The sequence below is a fragment of the Microbispora sp. H10885 genome (assembly GCF_014161415.1).
Classification (GTDB): domain Bacteria; phylum Actinomycetota; class Actinomycetes; order Streptosporangiales; family Streptosporangiaceae; genus Microbispora; species Microbispora triticiradicis.
Window position 1 is genome coordinate 251,466 of record NZ_JABBWY010000003.1, and the last position, 14,873, is coordinate 266,338.

Genomic DNA, 14,873 nt, shown 5'->3' on the forward strand with positions numbered 1-14,873 from the left:
GGTGACGCCGGTTCTTGAACAAGTCCCTGGGTTCACGTTGACGGAGGAGGACCGGTGGCGGGATCGACACCCCACACGACTTTGAACGGTAGTTCGGAAACCTCATCAGGTGATTCCGGCCCTCAACCCTTAGTCCACCCCGATGGAGGTGGATCGGCGGGGCGAGCGATCGGCATCGATTTTGGTACCTCGACTTCGCTCGTGGCTGAGCAGATCGGGCGACTCCCCGTGGAGATTATCCCCCTTGGCCGGAGCACCAAATGGTTCCCGTCGATTGCCGGCTATCGAGGACATGCTCTTCTCGTGGGGGAGGACGCCGACGTCCTTCCTGCGGACCAGGTGATTCGCTCGGTGAAGCGTGCGATCACGGAGGACCGTGGAAAGGTCCGGGTCGGCGCAACCGAGGTCGGTGCCGATGATGTGATCGTCGCAGTGCTGGCGGAGATGGCGAATCGAGCGGCGACTGCTGGTCACCCACTCGGTTCCATCGAGGAGTTCCGCCTTGGCTGCCCTGCGATGTGGACCGGCGACCAGCGAGCGCGACTGCTCCGCCTGGCGGGAAAGGCAGGTCTACCAGTCGATGACGCCGCACTCATTGACGAACCTATCGCGGCCGGAATCGCCTGGGTGACCAACAGGTTCCTTGCCCATGGCGAACGGCCAGTGGGAAGGCTCCTGGTCTTCGACATGGGCGGCGGAACTCTCGATATCGCCGTCCTCGACATCGTGGGAGGGGAGAGTCCCGAGATCTCGGTGCTGTCCGCCATCGGCAGCACTCAGGCTGGAGACGTTCTAGACGTCGCCATTGCTCGGGACCTCAGTGACGGGCTCAGGCGCAAGGGCTTCGACCTGCACAGCCTGCCCAACCAGCAGCGCGTCCAGGCACTGCTGCTTCGAGAAGCAAGAGAGGCGAAAATCAGGCTTTCAGTCGACCGTGAGCATTTGGTCGTCTTTCGGAGCATGGGTAAACTACCGGTCGTGCCCTACCTCCGGGAACAACTGGAGGAGGCCTTCGCTCCGCAAATGGACTCCGCCGAGCAACTCGTCTGGGCGGCCGTCCGGGAGGCGAAGATGACCGAGGACGCGCTCACGTGGGACGGCCGTCGGACAACGAACTCGCCGGCGGACCTCTGTGCGATGGGGCCGGAGAAGCTGGCCGAGGAGATCAAGTATGTGCTTCTCGTCGGTGGGATGAGCCGCATCCCGTACGTCGGGCGGCGGATCGGCTCGCTCTTCCCTCAAGCCGAGGTGTTCGACGACGTTGGCGTTGCCCCTGACGAGGCGATCGTCGCAGGGCTCGCGAACACCACTGAGTACGAGCGGCTCAACCTGCATCGCCCAGGATTCGACTTCGTACTGGAGTGGGATGAAGGCGCCGGTGTGCGCCAGGAGATCATCTACAAAGCACATACGCGGCTCTACGAGGCCTGGCAGGCACTCTCAATGACTTCGCTGTTTTACGAGAGGCGAAGCCGAGATTTCCCCGGCCCGCGTCAGGGGAATGCGCGACTTCGAGTACGGTCGATCTCGGGAGAGTATGTCCGCCTGAGGATCGACGGGAAGCAGACGGACAGCATCCTCCTTCGTATGGGCGACGACATGCTGTTCAGAATGTATTGCAACGGCCGCATCATCATCCAGGATGGATCCGGCCGTACGCTTCAGGTCCGTGTGGATCGCTGGCCGGTAATCCGCGGGCGGGACTTCGCGGAGCTTGTGCTTAATCGCGTGCCAGACGAGGCTCAGAAGGGCGACGACCAGTGGTATCTATTGAGGGACTGGGCGCCGCCTGAGCAGTGACGAGGGCTACCGCGACAGGGGTGAGAGAGATGCTGAGCGCCTTCCTGGCGCTTAGCCTGTCCCGGATTGCCTGGCGGTTCGCCCTCAGATTGCGGAGCCGACCTTCGTGTAGTCGCCGGATGCCAGCCTCGCTGATCCTGGCAAGGAGCTCCTGGGTCTTCTGGATCTGCAGGTCGATCGTGCTCTCGTGAGCCCGGATACGACCCTCGACGAGTGCCTGGTTCTCCTGCCGCCGGGTTCGTTCGGTATCGAGAAGTCTGGCTGCCACGTGGTTCTGAGCGGAATGCCATACGTGCAGCAGGCCGTCCTTGGGAACGATGGAGTCGCCGTCTCCGAGTGTGCCCTCGGCCAGCGCGGTGAGCAGAGCCTCTCCAGCGTCGGGCTGCACCTCGTACGTGTCGAGATCGACGGCTGTGATCCATAGCTCAAGTTGCGGGCGCAGGCCTCCCGACTCAGCGAGGTCCACTGTCATGAGGTATCGGCCCCCTTGAGGTAGACCAGGCACGGTAACGGAGCCGAAGCGCGGTAGGGCCAGGTCCTCCTCCTGCAGTACTGCCAGCGTCAGCTTGACCAGGGGGTGGCGTGCCGACAGCAGCTCAATGTCATACTTGCTGGCGGTCTCTGGCTCGAAGGTGCACTCCAGGCGGGTTCTGTCCTGCAAGCGGGCGGCGAGCTGGGCAAGAGGGTATTTGCTCCCCGTCTCGTCCGCTCTGCTCCACCGGAGCTTGGTGGCGAGTTCGTGGGATCCGACGATATAGAAGATGCCCTTCTGGTCTGGTTCCGTCCGGCGAGCGCTGTATCGGCGGAAGAGCTCGTCGATCATTCTGCGGATCTCGGTCGAGCCGACGAATCGGCCGTTGCCGGGACCGTGCTCGCTGAATCCCTCCACAAGCAGCCCGTCCAGGCCGGAGAGTAGAGCCCGAGACGCGCGCAGTTCCTCGGTGGCTTGATCCCGCTGCTGGGCAGCGACCGCGACGCGTTCAATCTGCTCCTCCACCTGGTCGGGACTGAGCGCGGGATTCAGCAGTTTCGAAAAGTTGTCACGCAGGATCGGTTCGAGCTCCCCAATGGAGTTCTGGAAGATGCCGATTCGGTCGTAGAGGCGCTGGAAGATGTCCGTCTCGATCGTGCCTGGGACATGCATGTTGTAGATGAAGATCTTGTCGTGCTCCTGCCCGAACCGATCGAGGCGGCCGATCCGCTGCTCGACGCGCATGGGATTCCACGGCAGGTCGTAGTTGACGAGCACGTTGCAGAACTCGAAGTCGAGGCCCTCGGATCCCACCTCGCTCAGCAGCAGGATCTGGAAGCCGCCCTCGCGGAAGTCGCGCATGATCTCTTCGCGTTCCTCGGGAGGCACTCCACCGTCCATCACTCGGACTGTGAAATGCTCGCGCAGCCGCCGTGCCAGGTATGAGAGGGTTCCTCGGAAGAATGAGAAGATCATCATTTGACGGATGCCGAGGGCGCGAAGCTGTTCCAGCTCCTCCAGCAACCGGTCGTACTTCGTATCGACCTGGACCGGCTTGAACTGTGCCGACACGTCCAGCAGCCCGCTGAGATCGACCTCGTCGACATCATCATCGACATCGTCGATCTCCATGCGGAACAGCTTTGGATCGCGCAGCCGCAGCGACTCCTGTGAGGCGGGGATGCAGCTGGCCGCCTGCCTGAGTGGCATCTGCATGACGAAACCGGGAGGTACTCCCATGCTCCACGCTCGGCGCCAGGCCCACAGGTAGACCGCTCGGTAGTAGTCCTGCTCTTCCTTGGTCCACTCGACGTGGATGTTGCGCGGCTCCCGTACGGCCTTACGGTCAGGTACGTCCGCCTTGCGCGTCCGGGTCAGTACGCCGCTGAGGACGTTCAGGTCGGCGAGCAGTCGGCGGGCTCGGGCCTTCTCCTCATGTGTGAGCGGGCGCTCCACCTTGAGCAATTCGAGGAGCAACGCGTAGTCCGGTCGGTCGGTGATATCGCGACCGAACCGCATGCCCTTGAGCTGGTCGAGGGTGACGAGTAGTTTCCTCGGCTCTGTGTTCCCGATTAGGGACCTGGTCACCTCGTTCAGCACCTCGTTTGGCCTGAGCTGGCGCTCGAACGTTTCGCGGTCGGAGAAGTGCTCCGGGTCGAGGAGGCTCATCAGGTTGAATAGGTCGTCGTTGCCGAGGTTGAGCGGAGTGGCGGACAGCAAGATGAGGTAGTCCGTCCAGTCGGCTAGGAGCTGTCCGAGCGCGTGCGACTTGCTCTCCCGGTTGCGCATGTAGTGAGCCTCGTCCACGATGACGAGGTCGAACCGCGGCTGCAGCGTCGCGAGCTGGGCCAGCACCTTGTCGGCGCCGCGCAGCGATTCAAGAGAGATGACGCCCCGTAGGTTCGGATGCTCCCCTCGCTCCCATCTGTCGGCGAAGTCCTCCAGATCGCGCGGCTTCAACAGTGCGAGGTCGCGATCGAAGCGACGCCGCATCTCCGCCTGCCACTTGAACTTGAGCACAGACGGCGCCACGACCAGAACCCGGTCGAGCTTGCCACGCTGTTCGAGCTCGCTCCAGATGAGCCCGGCCTCGATGGTCTTGCCCAGACCGACCTCATCGGCGATGAGAATCCGGCCAGAGGATCCGGTGAGAACCTTGAGCACAGGCTTGAACTGGTAGGCGCGGAAGACCGTCTTGCTCGACGCGTACGAGTAGAGCGTGTCGGTCAGCGGATGGTTCAGCTTTGTCCATGTGAGCGTGAGCGACAGTCCGGCAGCGTCCGCCGGCGGCTGAGTGAGCCAGAACTCCGGCCTGCTGGGGTCGCCCTCGACCTCGGTCAGGGCCTCCTCGCTAAGGATCTTGATCTCCCCGCGGATGTCAACCTCGTACACATATCCACTCGGCGTCGCCTTGAGCCCGGCGACCCGGCCAACGGCGCCGCCCTCGGGACGGACCATGGCGCCGACCCGAAAGCGCGAGTCACCTGTCAAGGGGAGCGCGCTGGCCCACATCGTGCTTTGTACGGCCCAAGCGGTGAGCAGGTGCCCGTCTTCGATGAATCGGCTCCGAGCGGTCTCCGGCGCTGCCGGGTCTTGCCCGGAGAGGACCACCATCGCTTGCCAGCCAAGGTCGCTCTTGATCGCATACGCGCCTCGGTGAAGCCGCTTAGTCATCGGGACTGGCGGGGTACTTCGCACGTCAAGGGCGAGCGCCTTGATGGCGTCCCGAGATCCGTCTGGCACCTCGCCGACGACGAGGCAGGACTTCGGCTGTAGCTCCTTCAGCCAGTTCAACTCAAGAATCGAGGGCCGGTATCGCAGATCGTCATCTGACATGGAGGGCTCCACATCGGCGTCGTCGTAAAAGAGGTAGTCAGTTGGTCCGGGTGTTCGGTAGGTGGTCGCCGACGTAGCCGACCCAGATTTTGCCGGTGGCGCCTCCGGAGTCGTCATGGAAGTACAGGCGGGGTGCGGGATAGCCCACGGGCCGGAGCTTCACGTGCGCCTCCATGAGCAGCCTGCCGCTCGGGTCCACTTCTCTCGGGACGGCGAAGGTTCGAGGGGCGCTGAACTTCGGCCGGTTCGCCACTGACTGGGACTCGCGCATGGAGAGCATCCCGACCGGAATGGTGAGCCTGTCGGCGGAGCCGGTGGCGCACCAGTCGTAGAAACCGCCGGCGAATTGACATGACGACCTGGCCCTGGCGAAGTCATCCAGCGCACGCAGCGCGTCCCACGCCTTCGCGGCCCAGATCCGAGACAGGGCGGGATGGTGCAGGTCCAGCCGGGTGGCAGCCGCGTCGGTGTCGCCGATGACGACGTGGGTGAGCCGCTGCCTGGCCTCAATCAGTGTCTCCATCAGACTGGCGGGCTCGAAGAGGTCGTCTCCGAGCGCTATGCCATACACGGATTGCCCGGTTTCGGCGAGCTTGCGCTCCAGGTGACGCACCCGTTCCGTCATCCGGCGAATGTCTGAAACTGCCTCCTCGTACTCACCGAGGAGCACTTTGTGCTCGGCGCGCAGCGTCTCCAGTTCGCCTATGAGCCGCTCGGCATCGCTCCCGGTCACGTGTAGCGGCTCCTCATTGCCGCAACGTGCGCCGACGATGTCTCGCAGACCCGCGACATGGGCGGTGAGGACGGCAAGCTGCCGCGACACCCCGTGTGACTCGTCCACGAGAGGGCCGGAGGTCGCGGCCAAGGACAGTGCCGATTCCAGGTCCGCGCGCAGCTCCTTGACGACCGACTCAGCCACGCTCTGGGCGAGCTCCGACGGGTCGGGAGCCGGAACAGATGCCTCAGCGTTCTCCCGTTGCGGTGCTTCCGGCTCCGCTGACGGAGACTGGCTTGCGATCTCCGTCCTGCTGTCCTCGATCACTATGGCAGGAGCGGGGCGCACCGTCTTGGCCATCATCCGGCGGCGAAGCTCTTCCCTGGCGGGGTCGGCGACAGCCCGAGCCGAGTGCACCGCCTCGGCGATCTCGCGCAGCTCAGAGCGGCCGGCCAGCACCCGATTGACCACGCGAAGCGTCGCGATCACCTCGTCCGGCAGACTCATGTACGCGGTAGCGCCGATCACTCCTTCGATCGCCTTATCCAGCGCGCGATCGCCCTCGTTACGAATCATCCCCCCGCCCATGGGCCGGTGGCGGTACGGATAGCGCTCCGCTGCGGGATCGAACGGCGCGAGATAGGTGCGGATGCCGCCACCGAAGACGCCGAGCTCGTGGCCCATCACCTGGTTGAACCGGTCCTGAGTGCGCAGGTCACCGAAGCGCGCCACCAGCGCGACCCCCGCGGTCGCCGCCGACAGGTATCGGGCGCGCGACGGGGCGGCATCAGAACTCGAAGAGTCGACCGAGACGACGACGACGGGCACGCGCCGACGGGGCTCCGCCAGGGTGTGCAGGAAGCGGTCGACCTCTTCCTCATCGACCACGAGGGGGCTGTCTTCCAGGTGCACCGCGCCATCGGTGATCCTCGCGGTTCGCAGATAGGCAGGGACGAAGCCGGGGGCCTGTGCGGACAGCGGCGCCCCATGGCCGCGCTGGTCGGCCGTGACCATGACCCAGCCGGTCATGCCGGGCACGGACTCGGCATAGATGACCCGAGTCTGGAGCACCCCGCCGTCGCACGGCTCATCCAGGATGTACCGGCCGCAGTCGCCGCGCCGCTCCATTCGCAGCCGGGAACCATTCACCTCATGCTCCGTCAGCGGACTTCCGGGATTGGCGGCCGGAAACCCCTTCTCCGCAGCCCACTCTGAGAAGACGCGGCGGAGCCTGATCGAGATCGGAGCTCTTACGTCGCGCAGAACGGCCTGGTACAGCCGTGTCACGTTGGGGGGCATGGTGGAGGTCACGCTCACCTATCGTCGAAGACGTCTCATCTGGTACGGCAGGCTGTGTTGACGCGGCGACTCCATATCGATCTAGCTAACGCTCACCAGAGCGACCGCTGATCGTGGTACGGATGGGGCCTGGTAATTGCCGTTCCAGCAGTTGCACTCGCGTAGGTCTCTCGAGTGGCTGGCATGCGTGCCGGAGACCGAGAACGCGGCCGCGTCTGGCTTCCATTAGAGCAGACTGTGAACTCAGTGCACAAGCAACCTGTTGCTATGGACAGGGAACGCCAAAGCGTCGTAGATTGCTTTGCGACGCACTCCGGGTGTGGACCCGGGCTGTTTGATCTGGATCGTTCCCTATTTCCTGCCAGACTCTTGCGGAGCTGCCGCCTTGCTGTATTCCGGGCGCAGCGGGCCGTAACTGATGCTGGCAAGGGCCGTTGGCGAGGAGTGAATGGTGACGAGTGCGACGTCGGAGAAGCCGGCCATCGGGGCGCTGGTCGCTGTCCGTGGTCAGCGGTGGGTCGTCAGCGAGGTCGAGACCGGCGAGAGCAGCACTCTGGTGAGCCTTCAGAGCGTCGAAGACGGGCGCTACGGCCACACTCTCGATGTCATCTGGGAGGTCGAGCCCGGCAGCAAGATCCTTCCGGGCGGCTCCTTGCCGGAAGTCGCGGACTTCGATCCCCCTGCGCGTCTCGCGGCATTTCTTGATGCGATCCGTTGGTCGGCGGTCACATCCGCGGACGTCAAGACGCTCCAGGCGCCGTTCCGCTCCGGCGTCGCGATCGAGGACTACCAGTTGGAGCCGGTCGCCCGCGCAGTCGACGCGCCTCGCGTGAATCTCCTACTCGCCGACGACGTCGGTCTGGGAAAGACCATCGAAGCGGGCCTGGTCGCCCAGGAGCTGCTGCTCAGGCACCGCGCCAGGCGGATCATGATCGTGTGTCCGGCGGGACTCACGCTCAAATGGAAAGACGAGATGGCCGAGAAGTTCGGCCTCGACTTCACGATCATCGACGCCGAGCGTTGCGCGGTCGTGCGCCGCACCCGCGGAAGCGCGGCCAATCCCTTCGAGGTCTACCCGCTGACCATCGTCAGCCTTCCATGGCTGCGCGGGCAGAAGGCGCAGCGGCTTCTCGACGAGGTGCTCGACCCATCCGCGGAGAAGCGCGCGTTCGACCTGCTCATCCTCGACGAGGCACACCATGTCGCCCCGGCCGCGCCCAAGCAGGTCTACGCGGTGGACTCCCAGCAGACCAAGCTCATCCGCCGGCTGGCACCGCACTTCACGCACCGGCTCTTCCTGTCCGCCACCCCGCACAACGGCTACCAGGCGTCGTTCACCGCCCTGCTGGAAACGCTCGACGACCAGCGGTTCGCCCGCGGGGTCGACCCCGACTCCGCCGCAGTGGAGGACACCGTGGTCCGGCGGCTCAAGCGGGACATCGTCAACGGCGACGGCTCCAAGCGATTCAAGGAACGCAGCGCACAAGCCATCCCGGTGCTGTATCCCCAGGACGAGCGGGAGATTCACGAGCTGCTCAAGCAGTTCGCGGCAGCCCGAAAGAAGCGCCTCACCCGGAACAAGGGCCGGAAGGCCGCCGACCTCGTGACCCTGCTGCTCAAGAAGCGGCTCTTCTCCAGCCCGGCGGCGTTCCTCCACACCGTCGGCGTCTACCTGGACACGGTCAACGCGAAGGCGGCGTCCGTCCTCGACGAGTCAGACGAGGTTCCCGAGTGGATCGAGGAGTTCTCCGAGTACACCGCCACGCTCGACGACGAATTCCTCGCCGAAGCCGAGGACGACGCGGTGAACCGGGCGCATCCCCTGCAGGAGGGCGCCACGGAGCAGGAGATTGAGCTGCTGGAGAAGATGCGGCGCTGGGCTCAGAAGCACGCGGTGCGGCCGGACGCCAAGGCCCAAGAGCTCATCACCTACCTGAAGGCCGTCTGCCGTCCCGACCAGCACTGGTCCAACGAGCGGGTCGTGGTTTTCACCGAATACCGCGACACGCAGACCTGGCTCGCCGACCTCCTCAACCAGGAGGGCCTCGGCGGTGACCGCCTGGCTCTCCTCCACGGCGGCATGTCTGCCGATGAGCGCGAGCAGGTGCGGCAGGCCTTCCAGAAGGATCCCACCGAGTTCAAGGTGCGGATCCTCCTCGCCACCGACGCGGCGGGTGAAGGCATCGACCTGCAGAACTTCTGCCACCGCCTGATCAACTACGATATCCCGTTCAACCCCAACAAGCTCGAACAGCGCATCGGTCGGGTCGACCGGTACGGCCAGCAGCACACGCCGGACATCAGGCACTTCGTCGGCACCGGCTGGGACACAGCCGTCGACTCCTATGAGGCCGACCTGGAGTTCCTCTCCCGGATCGCCGAGAAGGTCGCGCAGCAGCGGAAGGACCTCGGCCCGGTCAACGTGGTCATCTCCGAGCGCGTCCAGCGCCGCATGCTTGGCGAGAACGTCGGCATCGACGACATCGACCAGGTCGCCCCCAAGGAAGACGTTCCTGTCGAGACGAACGTCGGCGAGCAGGTCAGGAAGCTGCGTGCCAACCTCGACGAGACGGTCAGCGAGCTGAGGATCACGCCGCAGAGCATCCAGCGGGTCGTGGACACAGCGCTCGATCTCGCCCGCCAGCAGCCGTTGAAGCCGTACCTCGATGAAAAGCACCTCACCGAAAGGCTCTTCGAGGTCCCTCCGTTGACCGGCTCCTGGGAAAGGGCGGCTGCGGGACTCCTCGAGAAGATCACCAAGGACGGCCAGCCACCCAGGCAGCGTCCGATCACGTTCGATCCCGAAACGGTGAAGGAGTTGCGAGACGACGCCGTGCTCGCACACCTCAACCATCCGCTGGTCGCCATGTCGACCCGGCTGCTGCGTGCGGCGGTCTCCAACCCGGACATCGGCCTGCACCGGGTGACCGCCGTGGTCAGCGACGACCCCGCGCTGGAGATGACCCTGATCGGCGCGTACGCCCGGTACGTCCTCGTCGGCGGCGATGGTGTCCGCTTGCATGAGGAGGTGCTCTATGCCGGAGGCTGGGCGCAGCAGAGCGGCCGGTTCCGCCGGCTCGACACCCTCGGCACGCTCCGCGGCATCCTCGACCGGGCTCTCACTCAGGGACTGCCCGCCTCGCCGCACCTTCACAAGCACCTCGCCGGCATCTGGGAGAAGATGCGGCCCGGCCTTGTCGACGCCATCGACGCCCGGGTGAAGACCCGCCGCGACTCGCTGGAGAACCTCCTCGCCAAGCGTCAGGAGGCCGAGCAGAACCGGATCGCCGCCAACCTCGACCAGTTCGCGGCGGCGCTGCGCGCCAAGCTCGCCGAAGACGAAGAAGAGGACGCGCTGTTCAGCCGGATCGAGGCGACCAAGGACGAGCGTGAACTCAGGCAGTACAGACGTGACCGTGATTCCTGGAAGACGCGTCTCGACCGGCTGTCCCAGGAACGACAGCGGGAACATGACGCCATCGCGGCCCGCTACCGCGACCCCCAGGAACACGTCTTCCCCGTAGCCGTGATCTTCGTTGTTCCGAAGCAGGAGGCCTCTCGATGAGCAAGGGATCCAACTGGCGCACGCAGCCCGACGCGAACCGCATGCACCAGGACTGGCTGAGCCTTGTCGAGGTATCTGGGCCGTTCCTGTCGCTACCGGTCCTCCGCCGCACCTGGCCGTCGCTCGACCCGCTCGACAAGGAGACCCGCGAACGGCTGCGCCTCGAACACGGCACCTGGCAAGCAGGGGGTCTCGTCGACGACTGGGTCCTGTACGGCCTGCGCCACCTGCTCGGCTGGAAGGACGCGGTTCATATTCACGGCCTCGAGGTGCTGACCGTCGATGTGCCGCAGCACGACACCCAGCTCGTCCCCGACTTCGCCCTGGTGGAGCCGGGTGAAGAGATCAAGCCCGACAGCGTGCGGCTGATCGGCATGATCTGCGAAGGCCGGCCGACGGCCCGCATCAAGGGGGAGGACTGGGCCGCCACCCCGGTCGACCGGCTGGCCCAGCTCTGCCGGCACCACGGCATCGAACTTGGCCTGGTCACCGACGGTCGCTGGTGGACCCTCGTCTGGGCCCCCCGGGGCGGCGTCACCACGACCGCCGTCTTCGACGCGATCTCCTGGCATGAGGCGGCCGAGCGCGACGTGGTCCGCGCGTTCGTCTCGCTGCTCAAGCGTGCCCGTTTCTTCTCGGTGCCGGAAGAGGAGACGCTGCCCGCGCTGCTGAAGGCCAGCCTGGACAGCCAGGAGGACATCACCGAGGCGCTGGGCGTCCAGGTGCGGCAGGCCGTCGAACTTCTCGTCGCCGCCATCGGCCGCGCCGACGCCCGCGACCGCGCGGCCGGCGGCGAGGGAGTGGGCGACGTCTCCGCGCACGACGTCTACCGCGGTGCCGTGACCGTCATGATGCGGATCGTGTTCCTGCTTTTCGCCGAGGAACGCGGCCTGCTGCCGGCCGACAACGAGCTCTACACCACTGCCTACTCGGCCGGAGGGCTCTGCGCCGAGCTGGAGCAGATGGCTCTCGAAGGCAGCGAGAACGACCTGGAGCAGACCCAGTCCGCCTGGCACCGGCTGCTCGCGCTCTTCAACGCGGTCTACGCGGGGGTCGATCATCCCCGCCTGAAGATGCACGCCCACGACGGCTCCATGTTCGATCCCGACGCCTATGCCTGGCTGCCGCTGTCCATCGACGATCGCACAGTGCTGCACATGCTCAAGGCCGTGCAGTACGTCCAGATCGGCTCAGGCAAGGCCCGCGAGCGGCGCAAGCTCAGCTTCCGCGCCCTGGACGTCGAGCAGATCGGCTACGTCTACGAGGGGCTGCTCTCCTTCGAGGGGCACCGGGCGACCGACACCGTGGTCGGCCTTGTCGGGAAGCCCGGCCTGGAGGAAGAGGTCGAGCTGTCCCACCTGGAGCCGCTCGCGACGTCCGTCGGTGACGGCCTCGCGGCGAAGCTGGCCGAGCTCTACAAGCCCTCCGGAATCGGTACGGCCGCCGCCATTGCGAAGCGGCTCGCTCCGATGGCCGAGGCGGAGAAGGTCGAGGCGCTCCGGAAGCTGCTGGCTGTGACCGGAGGTGACCGCGAACTGGCCGAGCGGCTGCTCCCGTTCTACGGCATCATCCGCCACGACCTGCGCGAGCTGCCGACGGTCGTCCTGCCCGGCGCCCTGTATGTCACCGAGTCGGCGCTGCGCAAGAACACAGGAACGCACTACACCCCGCGCTTTCTCGCAGAACAGGTCGTCGAAGGGGCGCTGGAGCCGCTGGTCTACCGGGTTGGGCCGCTCCAGACGGCGGACCGCTCCGAATGGCAGCCGAAGTCCAGCGAGGAAATCCTGCGGCTCAAGGTCGCCGACATCGCCATGGGCTCGGCCGCCTTCCTGGTCGCCGCCGCCCGCTACCTCGCCCGCCATCTCGTCGAGGCCTGGTCGCGGGAGGGTGACGAGCGCGCGGCGGCCTACCTGTCCGCCGACGAGTCCACAGCTCGTACGGCCGACGCCGACCAGGATCCGGTCGTCATCGAGGCGATGCGCCAGATCATCGAGCACTGCCTCTATGGCGCGGACATCAACCCGATGGCCGTGGAGATGGCCAAGCTGTCGCTATGGCTCGTCTCCATGGACAAGGAACGGCCCTTCACCTTCCTCGACGACCGTCTTGTGGCGGGTGACTCGCTGCTCGGCATCACCTCACTTGACCAGCTCGAAGTGATGCACATGAACCCGAAGCGGGGCCGCGAGATCCACGAGAAGCGTGCCCTGCGAAACTTCGCCCTCGGCGCCCGCGAGCTGGTACGCGAGGTCGCCGCCGAACGCCGTGCGCTCGCCGACATCCAGCTCGGGGATAAACCGATGGAGGCCCTCGCGAAGAAGCGCAGCGTGCTGGCCGACGCCGAACTGAAGACGTCCCAGGCCAGGCTGTTCGCCGATCTCGCCGTTGGTGCGGCGCTCGCCTACACGGGTAGGGGAGACGCCGGCCTGCGTGACGGCTCGATCGCCGCCTCCGACTATGTGCGCCGTATCACTGAGGGATCGGCGAGGGCGGAGGTCGAGGCTCGCGAGCAGCGCAAGGAATGGCTGAACAAGGACCGCGTGCCTGGCTCCTTCGACCGCCAGCCGATCCACTGGCCGCTGGTCTTCCCCGAAGTCTTCGAAGACGACAAGCAGAAGTGCCCAAACGGCCCCGGCTTCGACGCCATCATCGGCAACCCGCCCTTCTTGGGCGGTAAGAAGTTGACCGGATCCCTGGGCGTGGCCTACCGGGAATACCTGGTGGAGGCCATCGGGAGAGGGACGCGAGGGCATGCCGATTTGGTGGCCTATTTCGCGCTTCGCGCGCACGGCGTGCTCAACTCGTTGGGCCAAACCGGGCTGATCGCCACAAATACTCTTGCTCAGGGCGACACGCGTGAAGTTAGCCTCGACCAACTCGTGGCGAGTGGTGTGACGATTCGCCAGGCGGTGAAGAGCAAGCCGTGGCCGTCAAAGAGCGCGGTGCTGGAGTACTGCGCTGTGTGGACTAGCCGCGCGATCCCTGGTGAAGAGGCCGAGCGAATTTCCGATGGAATAGTCGTCGCGGGAATCGCTCCGTCGCTCGACCCCGATGCTCGCGTCGTCGGTAATCCCAATCGGCTGGCAGGTAGCACAGGGATCTCATTCATCGGCTCATATGTGCTCGGACTCGGATTCACGATGGAGCCAGGTGCTGCACAAGCGATGATTGAGCGGAACTCGAACAATAAAGACGTGCTTTTCCCGTATCTCAACGGGCAGGACCTGAACTCGCGCCCCGACTCCTCGGCAAGTCGTTGGGTCGTCAATTTCCATGACTGGGACGAGGCCAAGGCTAGGACGTACACGGAGCCATACGACCAGGTGCTTCGTTTGGTCAAGCCGGAGCGTCAACGCAGGAAGCCAGACGGGAACTTCGCTCTACGGAATCCATTGCCGGAGCGGTATTGGCACTACGCGGACAAGCGCCCTGCGATGGTCAAGGCCATTGCGGGGCTTGAGCGGGTGGTTGTGATCACGCTCGTCAGTAAGGTGGTCATGCCGGTGATGGTGCCGACCGGGCAGGTCTTCTCACACATGCTCGGTGTGTTCGCGACGGCTGACACTGCGATGCTGGCACTGCTGTCGAGCGCGCCGCATTACTGGTGGGCGCTCACACGGGCCTCGACGCTGGAGACGAGGGTTCGCTACACGCCCTCGGATGTGTTCGAGACGTTGCCGCTACCGGAGCTCACCCAGGAGATGCGGGAGCTGGGGGACCGGCTGGACACGTTCCGGCGGGAGCTCATGCTGGCCCGACAGGCGGGGCTCACCGCGACGTACAACATGGTCAATGACCCCGCCAACACCGATGAGGACATCGTCGAGCTGCGCGCGATCCACAAGGCGATCGACGAGGCGGTCTGCCGGGCGTACGGCTGGGTCGACCTGATCGACAAGCTCGATCACGGGCATCACCCCGTCGCCCGCGAGACGCGCTACACGGTCGGCCCTGCCGTGCAGCGCGAGTTCGTCGACTGCCTCCTGGAGCTCAACCACGAGCGCTACGCCGAAGAGGTGGCGAAGGGCCTCCACGACAAGCCCAGTAAGAAGGCGGCGAAGCCGAAGACCACCCCGGCCGCCTCGGAGTCCGACGGACGGCTGTGGTGACACGGCTCCCGCAGCCCGCAGCGGCTTGTCACTCGGCGAGCCGGCCTGGACGACACCCGATCGCAGTGCGGAAGGAAT

Annotated in this window: 5 protein-coding genes; 3 read left to right on the top strand and 2 right to left on the bottom strand. The window is 65.4% G+C overall.

From position 1 onward, the window contains the following. The first annotated feature begins 201 nt into the window (after positions 1–201). Positions 202–1,800, top strand: a complete 1,599-nt coding sequence (locus HHX37_RS09775) for an Hsp70 family protein (RefSeq protein WP_182885188.1) — start codon at positions 202–204, stop codon at positions 1,798–1,800. On the opposite strand, the gene HHX37_RS09780 is transcribed toward HHX37_RS09775, so the two are convergent. Both HHX37_RS09780 and HHX37_RS09785 read right to left on the bottom strand, forming a co-directional pair. Continuing rightward, positions 1,721–5,107, bottom strand: a complete 3,387-nt coding sequence (locus HHX37_RS09780; protein WP_182885189.1) for a helicase-related protein — start codon at positions 5,105–5,107, stop codon at positions 1,721–1,723. The genes HHX37_RS09775 and HHX37_RS09780 overlap by 80 nt on opposite strands. Before the next feature lie 37 nt (positions 5,108–5,144). Beyond that, positions 5,145–7,133, bottom strand: coding sequence for a hypothetical protein (locus HHX37_RS09785; RefSeq protein WP_182885190.1), 1,989 nt, complete (start codon positions 7,131–7,133; stop codon positions 5,145–5,147). A gap of 436 nt (positions 7,134–7,569) precedes the next feature. On the opposite strand from HHX37_RS09785, the gene drmD reads away from it, so the two are divergent. Both drmD and HHX37_RS09795 read left to right on the top strand, forming a co-directional pair. Then, on the top strand, positions 7,570–10,686 hold the full coding sequence (drmD, locus tag HHX37_RS09790; protein ID WP_182882076.1) for a DISARM system SNF2-like helicase DrmD: 3,117 nt from the start codon (positions 7,570–7,572) through the stop codon (positions 10,684–10,686). After that, on the top strand, positions 10,683–14,795 hold the full coding sequence (locus HHX37_RS09795; RefSeq protein ID WP_182885191.1) for an Eco57I restriction-modification methylase domain-containing protein: 4,113 nt from the start codon (positions 10,683–10,685) through the stop codon (positions 14,793–14,795). Before drmD ends, HHX37_RS09795 begins: the two co-directional genes overlap by 4 nt. Positions 14,796–14,873: the final 78 nt, after the last annotated feature.